Below are 15,426 nucleotides of genomic sequence, written 5' to 3' on the forward strand. Positions count from 1 at the left end.
TCAAACACCGAAAGGCCGGCTCGCGACACGGCCGGCTCGTCGTCTTATAGCGATGCCGTCCGGCCGGTTCAAGGCCCGCAGGGCGCCGCTCGGTCACAAAGGGGGCGGAGCCGGGCCCTCCTCCTCGATCGGCTCGGCCTGCTGGTCCGCCGGCAGCGCGGCGACGAGGTCGGCGATGGCGGTGCCGCTCACCGGATGGCGCCAGTCCGGCGCCAGCTCCTGCAGCGGCAGCAGCACGAAGGCGCGCTCCTGCAGGCGCGGATGCGGCAGCAGGGGCCAGTCGCCCGGCGCCGCCACCCTGCCCCGCCAGTCGATCAGGTCGAGGTCGACGATGCGCGCGGCGTTGGGGACCGAGCGGACCCGGCCGAGCCCGGCCTCGAGGTCGTGCAGCAGGGTCAGGAGCGCGCCCGGCTCCAGCCCGCTCGCGACCTCGGCGACGCCGTTGACGAACCAGGGCTGTCCGGACGGCGGCACCGGTGCCGAGCGGTACCAGCGCGAGCGCCGCCGGATCGCGACGCCGCGGGCGCCGAGCTCCTCGAGCGCGCGCTCCAGGACTGCGCGCGGCGGCCCGAGAGTCGGATGCGGCAGATTCGCGCCGAGCGCGACATAGATTCGGGACATCAGCCAATCGCCTCAGGCACTTGCAGAATCCGCGGTCCGATGCCAGTTCTAGGCCCATCGTGACGGCTCGTCATTAAGCGTCCCCGACTCTCGTCCAGAGCTGCTTCTTCCCCCCGGCAGCCGCCCGCCCCGACGGCGCGGCAAGAAAGGTAGCGACATGAATTTCTACCCAGAGGAGCGCATCGCGCTGTTCATCGATGGCGCGAACCTCTACGCGACCTCGCGCACGCTCGGCTTCGACATCGACTATCGGCGCCTCTACGACCTCTTCGCCAAGGAGTGCCGCCTGGTCCGCGCCTTCTACTACACCGCCCTGATCGAGGATCAGGAGTATTCGCCGATCCGGCCGCTGATCGACTGGCTGGACTACAACGGCTACTCGATGGTCACCAAGCCGGCCAAGGAGTTCACCGACAGCCAGGGCCGGCGCCGGGTCAAGGGCGACATGGACATCGAGCTCGCCGTCGACATGCTGGAGCTCGCCGACCGCCTGGACCACGCCGTGCTGTTCAGCGGCGACGGCGACTTCCGCCGCCTGGTCGAGGCCGTCCAGCAGAAGGGCGTGCGCGTCACCGTGGTCTCCTCGATCCGCGCCCAGCCGCCGCTGATCGCCGACGAGCTGCGCCGCCAGGCCGACAACTTCATCGATCTGGTCGAGCTGCAGGACCGGATCCAGCGCCGCCTGCCTCCCGACCACCCGCGCGCCAACGCCCAGCGCCAGCAGGCGAGCCAGAGCTACGAGGAAGAGTACGCCGACGAGGAGGGCTGAGGTGCCTGCCGGCCCGGCGCCCGCCGTGCCCACCGCCGACTGCCCCCTCTGCCCGCGGCTGGCCGCCTTCCGGACGGCCAACCGCGCGGCCTATCCCGCGTTCCACAACGCGCCGGTACCCTCGTTCGGGCCGCTCGAGGCGCCGCTCTTGATCGTCGGGCTGGCGCCCGGCCTGAAGGGCGCCAACCGCACGGCGCGGCCCTTCACCGGCGACTATGCCGGCGACCTGCTCTATCCGACCCTGCTGAAGTTCGGCCTGGCCGAGGGCCGCTACGGCGCCGACCCGGCCGACGGCCTGGTCCTGGCCCGGGCCCGGATCACCAATGCCGTGCGCTGCGTGCCGCCGCAGAACAAGCCGACCCCCGAGGAGGAGCGGACCTGCCGCCCCTTCCTGGTCGAAGAGCTCGGCGCCATGCCGAATCTCCGGGCGGTCCTGGCGCTCGGCTCGGTCGCCCACGGCAACGCCCTGGCCGCGCTCGGCCTGAAGAAGTCGCACTGCCGCTTCGGCCACGGCGCGCAGCATGCCCTGCCGGGCGGCCTGCTGCTCGCCGACAGCTATCACTGCTCGCGCTACAACACGAACACCGGGCGCCTGACGACGGCGATGTTCGAGGCCGTGTTCGAGGCACTGCTGCCGCGCCTGGCGTGAGCGCCACCGCCCGTAACGACGGCTGACTTCTTCGTGAAGCGGGATGCGATCCGCGCGGCGCGGCCCCAGATCCGATGGACTTGGGGAGAACAGCCACCTTGATCGACTTTCCCTGGAACGACCGGGCCGGCCGCTTCAGCACCGTCCGCGGCGCGGCCTTCGCCCTGGCCCTGGCACCGGCCTGCTGGCTCGCCTTCGAGGCCGCGACCGGCGGCCTCGGGGCCAAGCCCCTCACCGAGGCGACCCACCAGACCGGCCTCTGGACGATCCGGCTGCTGCTGGTCACGCTCGCGCTCACGCCGCTGCGCCGGATCACGGGCTGGAACCGCTGCATCGTCGCCCGGCGGCTGCTCGGGCTCTCGGTCTTCGCCTATGCCGTCGGCCATCTGGCCCTCTACGTCGCCGACCAGGGCTGGGACCTGGGGCAGGCCGCCTCCGAAATCGCTCTCCGCTTCTATCTGACGGTCGGCTTCGTCGCCCTCGTCGGCCTGGCGCTGCTCGCCGCGACCTCGACCGACGCCGCCATCCGCCGCCTCGGCCGGCGCTGGCAGCAGCTTCATCGGACCGTCTACGCGCTGGCGGCGCTGGGGGTGCTGCACTTCTTCCTGCAGTCCAAGATCGACGCCAGCGAGGCCACGCTGATGATGGGCTTCTGGCTGCTGCTGATGGGCTGGCGCGCGGCCCAGCGGGCCGGGGCGCCGCTCGGCGCGCCGCGGACGCTGACCGTGGTCGCGCTCGCCGCCGGCCTCGCGACCGCCGGGCTGGAAGCGCTCTGGTACGGCCTCGCGACCGGCATTCCCTGGCGGCTGGTGCTGGCGGCGAACCTGACGCTGACGCCCTGGCCGCGGCCGGCCTGGTGGGTCCTCGGAGCCGGGCTGGCCGCCGCGCTCCTGCCGCTGGCGAGGGCCCGCCTCGGCCGCCGGCCGCTGAGCGTCAGCCCCTCTCGCGCATGACCCGCGCCTTCTGGCGCTGCCAGTCGCGCTGCTTCGTCGCCTCGCGCTTGTCGGCCTTCTTCTTGCCCTTGGCGAGGCCGAGGTCGAGCTTGGCCAGGCCGCGCTCGTTGAAATAGATCGACAGCGGCACCAGCGTGTAGCCCTCGCGCCGGACCTGGCCGAGCAGGCGGTCGCGCTCGCGCTTGTTGACCAGCAGCTTGCGCGGCCGCTTGGGATCGTGGCCGAAGCGGTTGGCCGGGGCATACTCGGCGATGTGGGCGTTGGTCAGCCAGATCTCGCCCCGGTGCTCGCCGGCATAGGCCTCGTTGATCGAGGCCTTGCCGGCGCGCAGCGACTTGACCTCGGAGCCCATCAGCTGCAGGCCGGCCTCGACGTGCTCCTCGATGAAGTACTCGTGGGTCGCCTTGCGGTTCTGGGCGACCGTCTTGCGCGGGGGCATGGGCTTCTTCGGGTCGGGCGCGCGGCCCGCTCTTTCAGTTCAGCAGGCCGGCGTGGACCAGGGCGTCGCGCACCTTGGCCTCGGTCTGCGGCGTCACCGGCACCAGCGGCAGGCGCAGCTCGTTGGCGCAGCGCCCGAGCAGCGACAGCGCGAGCTTGGTGGCCTGCGGGCTCGGCTCGGCGAACAGCGCGATGTGCAGCGGCATCAGCCGGTCGTTGATCCGGTAGACCGTGTCCAGGTCGCCGGCCTTCCAGGCGTCGTGCAGGTCGCCGCACAGCTTCGGCGCGACGTTGGCGGTGACCGAGATGCAGCCGTGGCCGCCCTGGGCCAGGAACGGCACGACGGTCGCGTCCTCGCCGGACAGCTGGCAGAAGTCGGCGCCGCAGGCCGCCCGCGTCTTGTAGGGCCGCACCAGGTCCGCGGTCGCGTCCTTGACCCCGACCATGCGCGGCAGCTCGGCGAGCCGCGCCATGGTCTCGACCGCCATGTCGACGATCGAGCGGCCGGGAATGTTGTAGATCACGATCGGCAGGTCGCTGGCGTCGTGGATCGCCTTGAAGTGGCGGTAGAGCCCCTCCTGGTTCGGCTTGTTGTAGTAGGGGCAGACGACCAGCGCGGCGTCGGCGCCGGCCTGCTGGGCGTGCTGGGTGAAGTCGATCGCCTCGGCGGTCGAGTTCGAGCCGGTGCCGGCGATCACCGGCACGCGCCCCTCGGCCGCCTCGATGCAGAGCTCGACGACGTGCTTGTGCTCCTCGTGGCTGAGGGTCGGCGATTCGCCGGTCGTGCCGACCGGCACCAGCGCGTCGGTGCCCTCGTCGATCTGCCATTTGACGAAGTCCTGGAAGGCCTTCTCGTCCACGGCGCCGTCGCGGAACGGCGTCATCAGGGCGGTGATCGATCCGGAAAACAGGGGTCCGGCCATGGCTTCCTCCGGGCCGCCCCGCGGCGGGCGGCCGACATCGTCAGGGTCATTTCCGCGGGGGCGCGACCATAGCGCCGGCCGGGGCCGGCCGGCAAGCGCTTGCCAAGAGGCCGCGACGCTTTCAAGAGTACGCCCGCCGGCCGCCGCGGGACCTGCCGGATTCGCGGTCCCGCCGGCCGGAAGAATTCGGCACAAATCTTTCGCAACTGCGATACGTTAACTGGGGTGTAAGACCTGAAGGTGTTACACTCGCTCCAAGTCATCTGGGTGGGGGACCGCGGCGCGCAGTCAGGAGGCCGAATGCGAACGGTGGTACGCGTTTACGTGCCGACGCTCTTATTGGCCCTGGTGACGGCATGCCTGCTGGTTCCGGCGAACTCCGCCGGGGCCCAGCTGCTCTCCGCCAGGGACCGGCAGATCTATCACGAGGCCTTCGACAAGGCCGAGCACGGCCAGTGGGCCGCGGCCCTGGCGCTGTCGGCCCAGGGCAGCGACCCGCTGCTCGCCAAGGTGCTGCGCTGGGACTGGCTGCGCCGCGACGACAGCGCCGACTTCGCCTCCATCGTCACCTTCCTGGACAAGAATCCGAACTGGCCCGGCAGCGACCAGCTGCAGCGCCAGGCCGAGCGGGCGATGCCGCCCGACCTGCCCGACAGCGCGGTGATCGCCTGGTTCGCCGGGCTCAAGCCGCTGACCGCCGAGGGCGGCGTGCGCTACGCCGAGGCCCTGGCGCGCCGGGGCCTGACCGCCCAGGCGAGCGAGCTGGCGCGCAGCATCTGGCGCGGCCAGGTGCTGAACAGCGACCTGGAGAGCCGCCTGCTGCAGCGCTTCGGCGGCGCCTTCACGCGCGACGACGACGAGGCGCGGCTGACCGCCATGCTGCTGAAGCGCGCCGACGATTCGGCGCTGCGCGTCGGCAAGATGATCGGCAGCGGCCACCAGGCGCTGGCCGCCGCGACGGTCAAGCTCTACAACCGCTCGCCGGGCGTCGACGCCGCGATCGAGCGGGTGCCGCCGGCCCTGCGCGACCATCCGCGCCTGGTCTACGAGCGGGCGCGCTGGCGGCTGCGCAGCGGCATGCTGGAGGGTGCGGTCCAGCTGCTCGAGAGCCCCTACCCGCCCGACGCCGATCCCGACAACTGGTGGGCCCTGCGGCGCTGGGCGGCGCGCGAGGCGCTGTCCGAGGGCATGGTCTCCTCGGCTTACCGGATCGCCGCCAACCACGGCACCGACGACGGCCTGTCCTTCGCCGAGGGCGAGTTCCTGGCCGGCTGGATCGCCCTGCGCTTCCTCAAGGAGGACGACACGGCGCTCAAGCACTTCGAGCGGCTCTACAAGGGCGTCAGCTCGCCGATCAGCCGGGCGCGCGGGGCCTACTGGGCCGGCGAGGCCGAGCGCGCCGCCGGCCGGGAGCAGCAGGCCGACAAGTGGTACCGCCTGGCGGCGGTCCACGACACGACCTTCTACGGCCAGCTCGCCGCGCACCGCCTGGGCGGCCAGCCGGCCGTGGTCGGGACCGCGCCGCACCAGCCGGACGACAGGCAGCGCGCCGCCTTCGAGGCCCGGGAGCTGCCGCGGGCGATCCGCGAGCTCGCCGAGATCGACGCCAACGAGCCGCTGCCCTGGCTGTTCGCCGGCCTGCGCGCCCAGGCGAGCGACGAGCGCGACTGGCGCCTGATCGCCGAGCTGGCGCGCTCGACCGGCCACGACGAGCAGGTCGTGCGCACCGCCAAGCTGGCGCTGCGCGACGGCATCTACCTGCCCGACCTGCTCTACCCGCCGCCGCCGCACAAGGTCGGCCAGGACCTGGAGGGGGCCCTGGTCGCCGGGCTGATGCGCCAGGAGAGCGAGTTCGACGTCGAGGCGACCAGCCCCTCGGGGGCCCTCGGCCTGATGCAGCTGATGCCCTCGACGGCCCGCGAGGTCGCCGGCAAGCTGGGCGTGCCCTACCACGTCGGGCTGCTGACCGGCGATCCCGGCTACAACATGAAGCTCGGGCGGGCCTACCTGTCGCGCCTGCTGGCGCGCACCGGTGGCTACGTGCCGATGGCCGTCGCCAGCTACAACGCCGGTCCGGGCAACGTCGACCGCTGGCTGCGCTTCAACGGCGACCCGCGCGACGGCACGACCGACCCGGTCGACTGGATCGAATCGATCCCCTTCACCGAGACGCGCAACTACGTCCAGCGGGTCATCGAGGGGGCGGTGGTCTACGCCCGGCGGATGGGCCTGGGCGGCGACCCGATCGCCGCCTTCCTCTACGGGCCGCAGACCAGAATGATCGACGAGAAGCTGGCGGACACGACCAATTGAAGCCGGCGCGGCTTGCCCGGGTGCCGCACGCCCGCTAGCTTCGCGGGCCATGAGCAATCCAGCCTTCTCCGACATCGGCGCCTGCGTCTTCGACGCCTACGGCACTCTCTTCGACGTGCATTCGGCGGCCGGCCACGAGGCCGCGGCCCTCGGCGAGAAGGGCAAGGCCCTGTCGGCGAGCTGGCGCCAGAAGCAGCTGGAATACACCTGGCTGCGCAGCCTGATGGGCCGCCACGCCGACTTCTGGCAGGTCACCGGCGACGCCCTGGACTACGCGATGGCGCTGCACGGCGTCGCCGACCCGGCGCTGCGCGAGCGCCTGATGCAGCTCTACCGCCGGCTCGACGCCTACCCCGACGTGCGGCCGAGCCTGGAGCGGCTGCGCGCCGGCGGCCTGAAGACGGCGATCCTGTCGAACGGCGAGCCCTCGATGCTGCAGGACGCCGTCGCCCACGCCGGTATCGCCGACCTGCTGGACGACGTGCAGTCGATCGAATCGGTCGGCATCTTCAAGCCGGACATGCGGGTCTATCAGCTGTCGGTCGACCGCCTCGGGCTCGCCGCCGGGCGCATCTGCTTCGTCTCGACCAACGCCTGGGATGCCTCCGGGGCCGGCTACTTCGGCTTCCGGGTCGCCTGGATGAACCGCTTCGGCATGCCCGACGAGCGGCTCGGCAACAGCCCGGCCGCGGTGATCGAGGGCCTGGACGAGCTGCCCGGCCTGCTCGGCCTCTGAGCCGGCGCGGCGGGACGGCCGTGGCCGGCGAGCTCGAGCGGCGCTTCTCGGCCCAGGACGGCACCTCCCTGTTCTACCGGGACTGGCCGGGGCCGGGCGGAGCGGCCGGGCGGACGCCGCTGCTCTGCCTCGCCGGCCTGTCACGCAACTCCCGCGACTTCCGCTTCCTGGCCGAGCGCGAGTGCCGCCGCCGCCGGGTCGTCGCCCTCGACTACCGCGGCCGCGGCCGCTCCGAGCCGGCGCGCGACTGGCACAGCTACAATCCCTGGACCTATCTCGGCGACATCGGCCAGCTGCTGGCGGTCGCCGGGCTGCAGCGGGTCTGCGTCGTCGGCACCTCGCTGGGCGGCTTCCTGGCCATCGGCCTCGGCGTCACCAATCCGGCGGCGCTGGCCGGCGTCGTGCTCAACGATGCCGGCCCCGGCATCGCGCTCGGCACGCTCGCCAAGCTGCTGGACTACATCGGCCACGACGATCCCCAGCCGGACGTGGCGGCGGCCACCGCGCACCTGCAGGCGCTGTTCGGCAGGGAGATCGGCTTCCGCGACGAGGCGACCTGGCGGCAGTTCGCCGAGAACAGCTACCGGCCGGGCGACGACGGGCTGCTGCACGTCGACTGGGACACCCGGATCGTCGAGCCGATGAAGCGGCGCGGCGCCCTGCCCGACCTCTGGGCACTGTGGCGCGGCCTCGCCCGGATCCCGACCCTGGCGATCCGCGGCGGCGCGTCGCCGCTCTTGAGCGCCGAGGCCTTTCGGTCTATGGGCGAGGGGCACACCTGCCTGACCCGGCTCGAGGTCGCGGGGCTCGGCCATGCCCCGAGCCTGGAGGAGCCTGAGGTCCTGGACGCCATGGAGGTCTTCCTTGCCGAGCTCGATCGCCGAGAGGGTTTCATCTGACCTGCCGGGTTTCGCGGACATCGAGACCGCGGCCGCCCGCCTCGCCGGCAAGGCGGTGGTCACGCCGCTGCTCGAATACCCGGAACTGAACGAGCGGCTCGGCGGCCGCGTGCTGCTCAAGCCCGAGATCCTGCAGCGCACCGGCTCGTTCAAGTTCCGCGGCGCCTACAACCGCATCGCCCAGATCCCGGCCGAGCAGCGCGGCCGCGGCGTGCTGGCCTATTCCTCGGGCAATCACGCCCAGGGCGTCGCCGCGGCGGCGAAGCTGCTCGGCCTGCCGGCGACCATCGTGATGCCGGCGGACGCGCCGGCGATCAAGGTCTCCAACACCAAGGCCTACGGCGCCACCGTGGTGTTCTACGACCGCTACAGCGAGGACCGCGAGGCGATCGCCGAGGCGCTGATCGCCAAGACCGGCGCGACGCTGGTCAGGCCCTACGACGACCCGGCGATCATCGCCGGCCAGGGCACCTGCGGGCTGGAGCTGATGCGCCAGGCGCGTGCGCTCGACGCCCTGCCCGACACAGTGCTGGTCTGCTGCGGCGGCGGCGGCCTGACCGCCGGCACGGCGCTGGCGGTCAAGACCCTGTCGCCGGCGGCCGAGGTCTACGCCGTGGAGCCGGAGGACTTCGACGACACCGCCCGCTCGCTGGCCAGCGGCAGCCGCCAGGCGAACCGCCCGGAGGCGCGCTCGATCTGCGACGCCCTGCTGTCGCCGACGCCGGGCGAGCTGACCTTCCAGCTGAACCGCCGCCTGCTCGCCGGCGCCGTCGGCGTCAGCGACGCCGAGGTCGAGCGGGCCATGGCCTTCGCCTTCAACCGCCTGAAGCTGGTCGTCGAGCCGGGCGGCGCGGTCAGCCTGGCCGCCGCCCTGGCCGGCAAGATCGAGACGGCCGGCCGGACCACGGCCCTGGTGCTGTCGGGCGGCAACGTCGACGGCGCGACGATGCAGGCCGCCCTCGACCGCAATCCCTGCTGAGGCGCACGGGCCGCCCGGAAGGGCGGCGGTGCTATTCCGCCGGCGACGACGCCGGGGCGCCGGACGGCACGTCGGTCAGGGCGGGCCTGGCACCCGGCTCTGCGACGCCGTTGCTGAGCGCGGGCGACGGCAGGCTGCGCTTCTGCGGCGCGTCGAGGCGCTTGCAGAAGCCGTGGATCAGCGCCCCGGCCTCGACCGACAGGCTCTCGTGCAGCACGTCGCCGTAGACCCGCGCGGTCTTGGTCAGGATCACGGTCTTGGCGGTCACCTCGCCCTCGACCGTGCCGCAGATCCGCAGGGATTCGGCCTCGATCGCGCCGTGCACCTCGGCGCCCTCGCCGATCGTCAGGGTCTTGCTGGCGATGTCGCCGTTGACGATGCCGTCGATCTGGACGTCGCCGATCGAGTGCAGGTTGCCCTCGATGCGCAGGTCGGCGCTGACGATCGAGGGCACGCCGGAGGCCTGCCGCTTCGCCGGGGCAGCGCTCGACGAAGCGCCGGCGCCGCCCGGGCCGCCGTCCGTCGGGCTGCTCTTCACGGTCTGCGGACTCTGCTTCTTACCCTTTAAGAACATGGCTGGCCGCCTTCATGAACTTGAGGGGGTTCAGGGGCTTGTCATTGTAGCGCACTTCGTAGTGCACATGGGCCCCGGTGCTGCGTCCCGAGTTGCCCAGCTGGCCGACCTCCTGATGGAAGCCGAGGCGCTCGCCGACCTTGACGACGATGCGGCGCAGATGGGCATAGCGGGTAGTGATGCCGAAGCCGTGGTCGACCTCGACGACCCGGCCGTAGCCTGACAGCCAGCCGGCGAAGGAGACGACGCCCGGCGCGGTGGCCAGCACCGGCGAGCGATAGGCGGCGACCAGGTCGAGCCCCTCGTGACGGGAGAGGCGGCCGTTGATCGGGTCCTTGCGCTTGCCGAAGTAGCTGGAGATGTGGAAGTCGGTGGACAGCGGCGCGGCGAAGGGCGTCGCGGCCAGCACCTGCTGCAGCACCTCCCAGTGGCGGATCTTGTCGTTGAGGTCGCCCAGCGTGACCGCCGGGTGGCCGGCGTGCGGCTGGTCGGGCGTATCGACGTAGGGCAGGAAGGGACCGCCCTTGCCGTCGCCCTCGACCTTGCTGTTGGCCTCGTCCATCACCGCGTCGAGATTGAGGCCGGTCAGCGAGAGCAGCTCCTCCATCGTGTCGATCGACTGGGTCGTGCGGGCCGACAGGCGCCGGATCACCGCCTCGTGGCGCTCGGCCTGGGCGGCCAGATCGGTGTGCGCCTGGGTCAGCCGGGCGCGCAGCAGGTCGCGCTGCTCGGCCAGCGCCTCGGTCTTCCGGTCGGCGCTGTCGAGCGTGCGGGTCAGGCCGTAGAGCTGGCCCTGCAGGGAGGCCACCTTCTTGCGGCTGCCGTCCAGGTTGCCGGCCAGGTCGGCGATCTGGCGCAGGTGGCCGTCGCGCTCCTTCTTCAGCCCGGCGATCTGGTCGCTGGCCAGCTGGAGCGACTGGTCGAGGCCGGCCATCCGCTCGACCAGCGCGTCGTTCTGGCTCTTGCTGTCGCGCAGGGCGCGGGCCAGGCGGTCGCTGCCCTTCTCCAGGTCCTCGCGGCGCTGCTCCAGGGCCTCGATCCGGCTGCGCGAGTCGGACAGCTGCCGGGCCGCGGCCGCCAGCTTCTGCTCGAGCGCCTCGCGGGCGCCCAGCGCCTGCTTCAGCTCGCCGCGCACGGAGCCGAGCTTGCCGGTCAGCTCCTCGCGGGTCGTAGCGGCCTGCTTCACGCCGTGGCGGGCATCGGACAGCGCGACCTTGAGGTCGGAGACCTGCTTGTCGAGCGAGGCGGAGGTCGCGCGCTCGGAGGCGAGATCGCTCTCCAGCAGATCGCGCTCCTGGGCCACGGCGTCCTTGGCGTCGGAAAGCGCGGCGTAGCGCTTCTTCCAGTCGGCGAGCTGGGCCTTCAGGTCGGTCATGCCGGAGGCCATGTCGGCCTTCTCGCTGCGCTCGTGCGCCAGCGCCATCTCGGTCTCGCTGAGCATGCGGCCGAGGCGGTGGTGCGCCTCCTCGACCTCGGCCCGCTGGTTCTCGGTCGCGGTCAGCGCCGACTGCAGGCTGTGGATGCGGTCCTTGAGCGAGCCGTTGCGCCGCGCGACGTCCTTCAGGTCGACCTCCAGCGCGCCGAGCTGGCCGCGCAGCTCGTCCTGGGCGACGACCATCCGGGCCTTCATCTCGGCGGTCTGGTCGGACCGCTCGGCACGCTGGTCCGCCGCCTCGGGCACGCCCTCGCTGGCGAGCTGCGACAGCAGGCGCTGCTGGGTCGCCTCCAGCTCGCGGGTGATCGAGGCGAAGTGGCGCTGGTAGCGGTCGACCTCGGCCAGCAGGTCGCCATAGGCGGCCTGGGAGCGCGCGATCTCGTGCTCGCGGTCGGCGAGCTGATGGCGCTGCTCGATGAAGCCGACGGAGGCATAGGCCGCCCAGCCCGCACCGATCGCGAGCAGCAGACAGGCGGCCTTCTGGAAGCGGGGCGTCAGGCGCAGGCAGCGCACCCGGTCGCTGCTGCGCAGCAGAATCTCGCGATGGACGAAGAGGCGGTCGAAGCGCGCCTTGATGCCCTGAAGAACCCGGGAAAATGGAGCTGTGCCGCGCGTATCCCCCAGGCGTGCCGGTTCAGCCTTCTTCACCCCTCGCTCCTCCCTGTCGCACCCTCGACGGGCCCGTGCCATACCCGTCGTTCCGGCCCAACGGCTTGTGCCCCGCGCGCCGGTCCCTCCTGGGCCTGTTCTGGCCTGCTGCTTTTGCGCCGGACCTGCCCCAGTCCGGTCGGCGCCGTAGTTTGTCGCAAGCGGCCCCGAGAGTCCAACAAGAGTCGGCCGACGGCCGTCGCGACGCCCTCTTCGGGCGGGCAGGATCCGGGCCGGACGGGCTTCCGACGGCGCGCCGGGGCGGCGCTCGCGCGGCCGGCAGGCGATCCGCGACCCGCGACCGGCCTGCAAGCTTCTGCTTTTTCTGGGCGGGGCGAGGTCTGTATAAGCAGCCGACGATGTCGGCCGACGGCCCCGTCTCCTTCCGGGGCGGCGCCCCGGCCAGCCGCGAAACCGGTATGGACCTGGCGCCATGGCTTCCCTGTCCGATCACCTGCACGCCCTGGAATCGGAATCGATCGAGATCCTGCGCGAGACGGCGGCGAGCTTCGCGCGCCCGGTCATGCTCTACTCGATCGGCAAGGATTCCTCGGTGCTGCTGCACCTCGCGCTCAAGGCCTTCTGGCCGGCCAAGCCGCCCTTCCCGCTGCTGCACGTCGACACGACCTGGAAGTTCCGCGACATGATCGCCTTCCGCGACCGGGTCGCCGCCGAGCAGGGCCTGGAGCTGATCGTCCACACCAACCGGGAGGGCGTCGCCCAGGGCATCAACCCGATCGACCATCCCTCCGACCACTACACCCACGTCATGAAGACCCTGGCGCTGCGCCAGGCGCTGACCCAGTGCGGCTTCGACGCGGCGATCGGCGGCGCGCGCCGCGACGAGGAGCGCAGCCGCGCCAAGGAGCGGGTCTTCTCGCACCGCACCGCCGAGCACGCCTGGGAGCCCAAGGCCCAGCGCCCGGAGCTCTGGCGCCTCTACAACACCCGCCTGGCCAAGGGCGAGAGCTTCCGCGTCTTCCCGCTGTCGAACTGGACCGAGGGCGACGTCTGGGCCTACATCCAGGCCGAGGGCATCGAGCTGGTGCCGCTCTACTTCGCGGCGCCCCGGCCGGTGGTGCGCCGCGGCGGCCAGCTGATCATGGTCGACGACGAGCGGCTGCGCCTGCAGCCCGGCGAGACGGTCGAGCAGGCCTGGGTGCGCTTCCGCACGCTCGGCTGCTATCCCCTGACCGCCGCCTCGGAATCGCGTGCCCGAACCCTCGACGAGGTGGTCGCGGAGACCCTGTCGTCGAAGCAGTCCGAGCGCGTCGGCCGGCTGATCGACCACGACCAGGCCTCCTCGATGGAGCGCAAGAAGCGGGAGGGCTATTTCTAGTGGCCGACACGGCGAGCATGCCGGCCGCGACGGCGGTCGCGGCGGCGGAACAGAAGAGCCTGCTGCGCTTCCTGACCTGCGGCAGCGTCGACGACGGCAAGTCGACGCTGATCGGCCGGCTGCTGTTCGATTCCGGCTCGGTGTTCGACGACCAGATGGCGGCAGTCGCGCGCGATTCCCGGAAGTTCGGCACGACCGGCGAGGAGCCGGACCTGGCGCTGCTGCTCGACGGCCTGGAGGCCGAGCGCGAGCAGGGCATCACGATCGACGTCGCCTACCGCTATTTCTCGACCGCCCGGCGCAAGTTCATCGTCGCCGACGCGCCCGGCCATGCGCAGTACACGCGCAACATGGCGGTGGCGGCCTCGGTCTCGGATCTCGCCGTGCTGGTCGTCGACGCGCGCAAGGGCGTCTCGGAGCAGACCCGGCGGCACCTGACCGTGGCCCGGCTGCTGGGCGTTCGCCACGCCGTGCTGGCGGTCAACAAGATCGACCTCGCGGACTACAGCCAGGCGCGCTTCCGAGAGATCGAGGCCGACCTGCGGCGCCTCGCCGAGGCCTTCGAGACCTGCCGGGCGATCCCGCTGTCGGCCCGCTACGGCGACAACGTCGCCCTGCCGAGCGAGCGCCTGGCCTGGTTCGACGGCCCGACCCTGCTGGAGCTGCTGGAGACCGTCGAGGCCGGCCACGACGAGGGCGACCGGCCGTTCCGGCTCCAGGTCCAGCTCGTCTGCCGCCCGGATTCCGCCTTCCGCGGCTACCAGGGCACGGTCGCCAGCGGGCGGATCGCCCCGGGCGACCCGGTGGTCGCGGCGCTGTCCGGCCAGACGACACGGATCGCACGCATCGCCGATCGCGACGGCGACCGCGAGGGCGCGCAGGCCGGCGACGCCGTGACCCTGACCCTGGCCGACGAGATCGACATCAGCCGCGGCGACGTGCTGGCCGAGGCCGCCAACCGGCCCGAGGTCTCCGACCAGTTCGCCGCCCACCTGGTCTGGATGGGCGACGAGCCCCTGCTGCCGGGGCGGGAATACCTGGTGAAGTGCGGCACGCGCATCCTGCCGGCCTCGGTCACCGAGATCTCGCACCGCCTGGACGTGGCCAGCGGCGAGCGCCTGGCGGCCAAGAAGCTGGACCTCAACGACATCGGCTTCGCCAAGCTGGCGCTGTCCCAGCCGATCGCCTTCGAGCCCTATGCCGTCAACCGGCGCATGGGCGCATTCCTGCTGATCGACCGCTTCAGCAACGCCACGCTGGCCGCCGGGGTGATCGAGCACGGCCTGCGCCGGGCGACCAACATCCACTGGCAGTCGGTCGACGTCGACAAGGCCGCCCGCGCCGCCGCCAAGCACCAGCGGCCGGGCGTGCTGTGGTTCACGGGGCTGTCCGGCTCGGGCAAGTCGACGATCGCCAACCTGGTCGAGAAGAAGCTGCACGCCGAGGGCCGCCACACCTACCTGCTGGACGGCGACAACGTGCGCCACGGCCTCAACCGCGACCTCGGCTTCACCGACGCCGACCGTGTCGAGAACATCCGCCGCGTCGCCGAGGTCGCACGCCTGATGGCCGACGCCGGGCTGATCGTGCTGGTCTCGTTCATCTCGCCCTTCCGGGCCGAGCGGCGCATGGCGCGCGAGCTGATGGGCGAGGACTTCCTCGAGGTCTGGGTCGACACGCCGCTGGAAATCTGCCGGCAGCGCGACCCCAAGGGTCTCTACAAGAAGGCCTTCGCCGGGCAGCTGTCCAACTTCACCGGCGTCGACAGCCCCTACGAGCCTCCGGAGACGGCCGAGCTGCACGTCGAGACCGCGCGACAGTCGGCCGAAGCCGCGGCCGACGCCATCGTCGAGTACCTGCGGGCGCGCGACGCCGCCCGCTAGACGCCGCGCCGCCGGCCGGCACTCTTCGCTGTTTCGGAAGGATCGGGTTCGGTCAGGATCGGGGCACCGCGCGGCAGCCCCGGGGGCACCCGCTGGGGCCCACCGGCCGGCACGCAATCCGGTGGGCCCCTTGGGTGCGCCTGCGCCGCGTTGGGGGGCGCTGCACAGGCCTCGCAAACTCTTCGTCCCCTGATCCGGCGCGCTGCGCTCGCCTGCTGCTGCGCGGCCGGTTCGCCGTGCGGCCGGACGCTCGGTCTCTCTGTCCGA

At 72.1% G+C, this 15,426-nt stretch carries 14 protein-coding genes; 9 read left to right on the top strand and 5 right to left on the bottom strand.

Annotation, left to right across the window (positions count from 1 at the left end; translation table 11 throughout):
* Positions 1-93: 93 nt before the first annotated feature.
* Positions 94-621 (bottom strand): 2-amino-4-hydroxy-6-hydroxymethyldihydropteridine diphosphokinase, encoded by a 528-nt coding sequence (folK, locus tag B9O00_RS10615; RefSeq protein WP_085122637.1) that lies wholly within the window; start codon positions 619-621, stop codon positions 94-96.
* A gap of 157 nt (positions 622-778) precedes the next feature.
* Between folK and B9O00_RS10620 the strand changes: the two genes are divergently transcribed.
* The 3 genes from B9O00_RS10620 to msrQ all read left to right on the top strand — a co-directional run bounded on the left by B9O00_RS10620 (position 779) and on the right by msrQ (position 2,992).
* Positions 779-1,390, top strand: coding sequence for a LabA-like NYN domain-containing protein (locus B9O00_RS10620; protein ID WP_085122638.1), 612 nt, complete (start codon positions 779-781; stop codon positions 1,388-1,390).
* Between the two features lies 1 nt (position 1,391).
* On the top strand, positions 1,392-2,039 hold the full coding sequence (locus tag B9O00_RS10625) for a uracil-DNA glycosylase (protein ID WP_085122639.1): 648 nt from the start codon (positions 1,392-1,394) through the stop codon (positions 2,037-2,039).
* Positions 2,040-2,137: 98 nt separating this feature from the next.
* Positions 2,138-2,992, top strand: a complete 855-nt coding sequence (gene msrQ / locus B9O00_RS10630) for a protein-methionine-sulfoxide reductase heme-binding subunit MsrQ (protein WP_235017093.1) — start codon at positions 2,138-2,140, stop codon at positions 2,990-2,992.
* Here the strand turns inward: msrQ and smpB are convergent.
* Both smpB and dapA read right to left on the bottom strand, forming a co-directional pair.
* Positions 2,973-3,431, bottom strand: a complete 459-nt coding sequence (gene smpB / locus B9O00_RS10635) for an SsrA-binding protein SmpB (protein WP_085122641.1) — start codon at positions 3,429-3,431, stop codon at positions 2,973-2,975. The two genes, msrQ and smpB, sit on opposite strands and share 20 nt — an antisense overlap.
* A 34-nt stretch (positions 3,432-3,465) precedes the next feature.
* Positions 3,466-4,353: a 4-hydroxy-tetrahydrodipicolinate synthase gene (gene dapA, locus B9O00_RS10640; RefSeq protein WP_085122642.1), complete on the bottom strand. Its 888-nt coding sequence runs from the start codon at positions 4,351-4,353 to the stop codon at positions 3,466-3,468.
* Between the two features lie 300 nt (positions 4,354-4,653).
* On the opposite strand from dapA, the gene B9O00_RS10645 reads away from it, so the two are divergent.
* The 4 genes from B9O00_RS10645 to B9O00_RS10660 are packed head-to-tail and all read left to right on the top strand — an operon-like array spanning position 4,654 to position 9,280.
* Positions 4,654-6,666 (top strand): lytic transglycosylase domain-containing protein, encoded by a 2,013-nt coding sequence (locus B9O00_RS10645; RefSeq protein WP_085122643.1) that lies wholly within the window; start codon positions 4,654-4,656, stop codon positions 6,664-6,666.
* Between the two features lie 49 nt (positions 6,667-6,715).
* Positions 6,716-7,402, top strand: a complete 687-nt coding sequence (locus B9O00_RS10650; protein WP_085122644.1) for a haloacid dehalogenase type II — start codon at positions 6,716-6,718, stop codon at positions 7,400-7,402.
* A 20-nt stretch (positions 7,403-7,422) separates the two neighbouring features.
* The gene (locus B9O00_RS10655) at positions 7,423-8,301 is read left to right on the top strand and encodes an alpha/beta fold hydrolase (protein WP_159460178.1); all 879 of its coding nucleotides are present in this window, start codon (positions 7,423-7,425) and stop codon (positions 8,299-8,301) included.
* Positions 8,267-9,280 carry a threonine ammonia-lyase gene (locus B9O00_RS10660; RefSeq protein ID WP_235017094.1) on the top strand — a complete coding sequence of 338 codons (1,014 nt, stop codon included), beginning with the start codon at positions 8,267-8,269 and terminating at the stop codon, positions 9,278-9,280. Before B9O00_RS10655 ends, B9O00_RS10660 begins: the two co-directional genes overlap by 35 nt.
* Before the next feature lie 31 nt (positions 9,281-9,311).
* Here B9O00_RS10660 and B9O00_RS10665 read toward each other — a convergent pair whose 3' ends face one another.
* A complete protein-coding gene (locus B9O00_RS10665) occupies positions 9,312-9,818 on the bottom strand; it encodes a bactofilin family protein (RefSeq protein ID WP_218822799.1) in 507 nt (168 codons plus the stop codon).
* A 19-nt stretch (positions 9,819-9,837) separates the two neighbouring features.
* Entirely contained in the window at positions 9,838-11,937 is a 2,100-nt protein-coding gene (locus tag B9O00_RS33760) for a peptidoglycan DD-metalloendopeptidase family protein (RefSeq protein WP_143596199.1), read from the bottom strand.
* 433 nt (positions 11,938-12,370) lie between these two features.
* Between B9O00_RS33760 and cysD the strand changes: the two genes are divergently transcribed.
* Entirely contained in the window at positions 12,371-13,276 is a 906-nt protein-coding gene (gene cysD / locus B9O00_RS10675; protein WP_085122648.1) for a sulfate adenylyltransferase subunit CysD, read from the top strand.
* A complete protein-coding gene (gene cysC, locus B9O00_RS10680) occupies positions 13,276-15,159 on the top strand; it encodes an adenylyl-sulfate kinase (RefSeq protein WP_437123420.1) in 1,884 nt (627 codons plus the stop codon). Before cysD ends, cysC begins: the two co-directional genes overlap by 1 nt.
* The last annotated feature ends 267 nt before the right edge of the window (positions 15,160-15,426 follow it).

This window comes from Tistlia consotensis USBA 355 (genome assembly GCF_900177295.1).
GTDB lineage: Bacteria > Pseudomonadota > Alphaproteobacteria > Kiloniellales > DSM-21159 > Tistlia > Tistlia consotensis.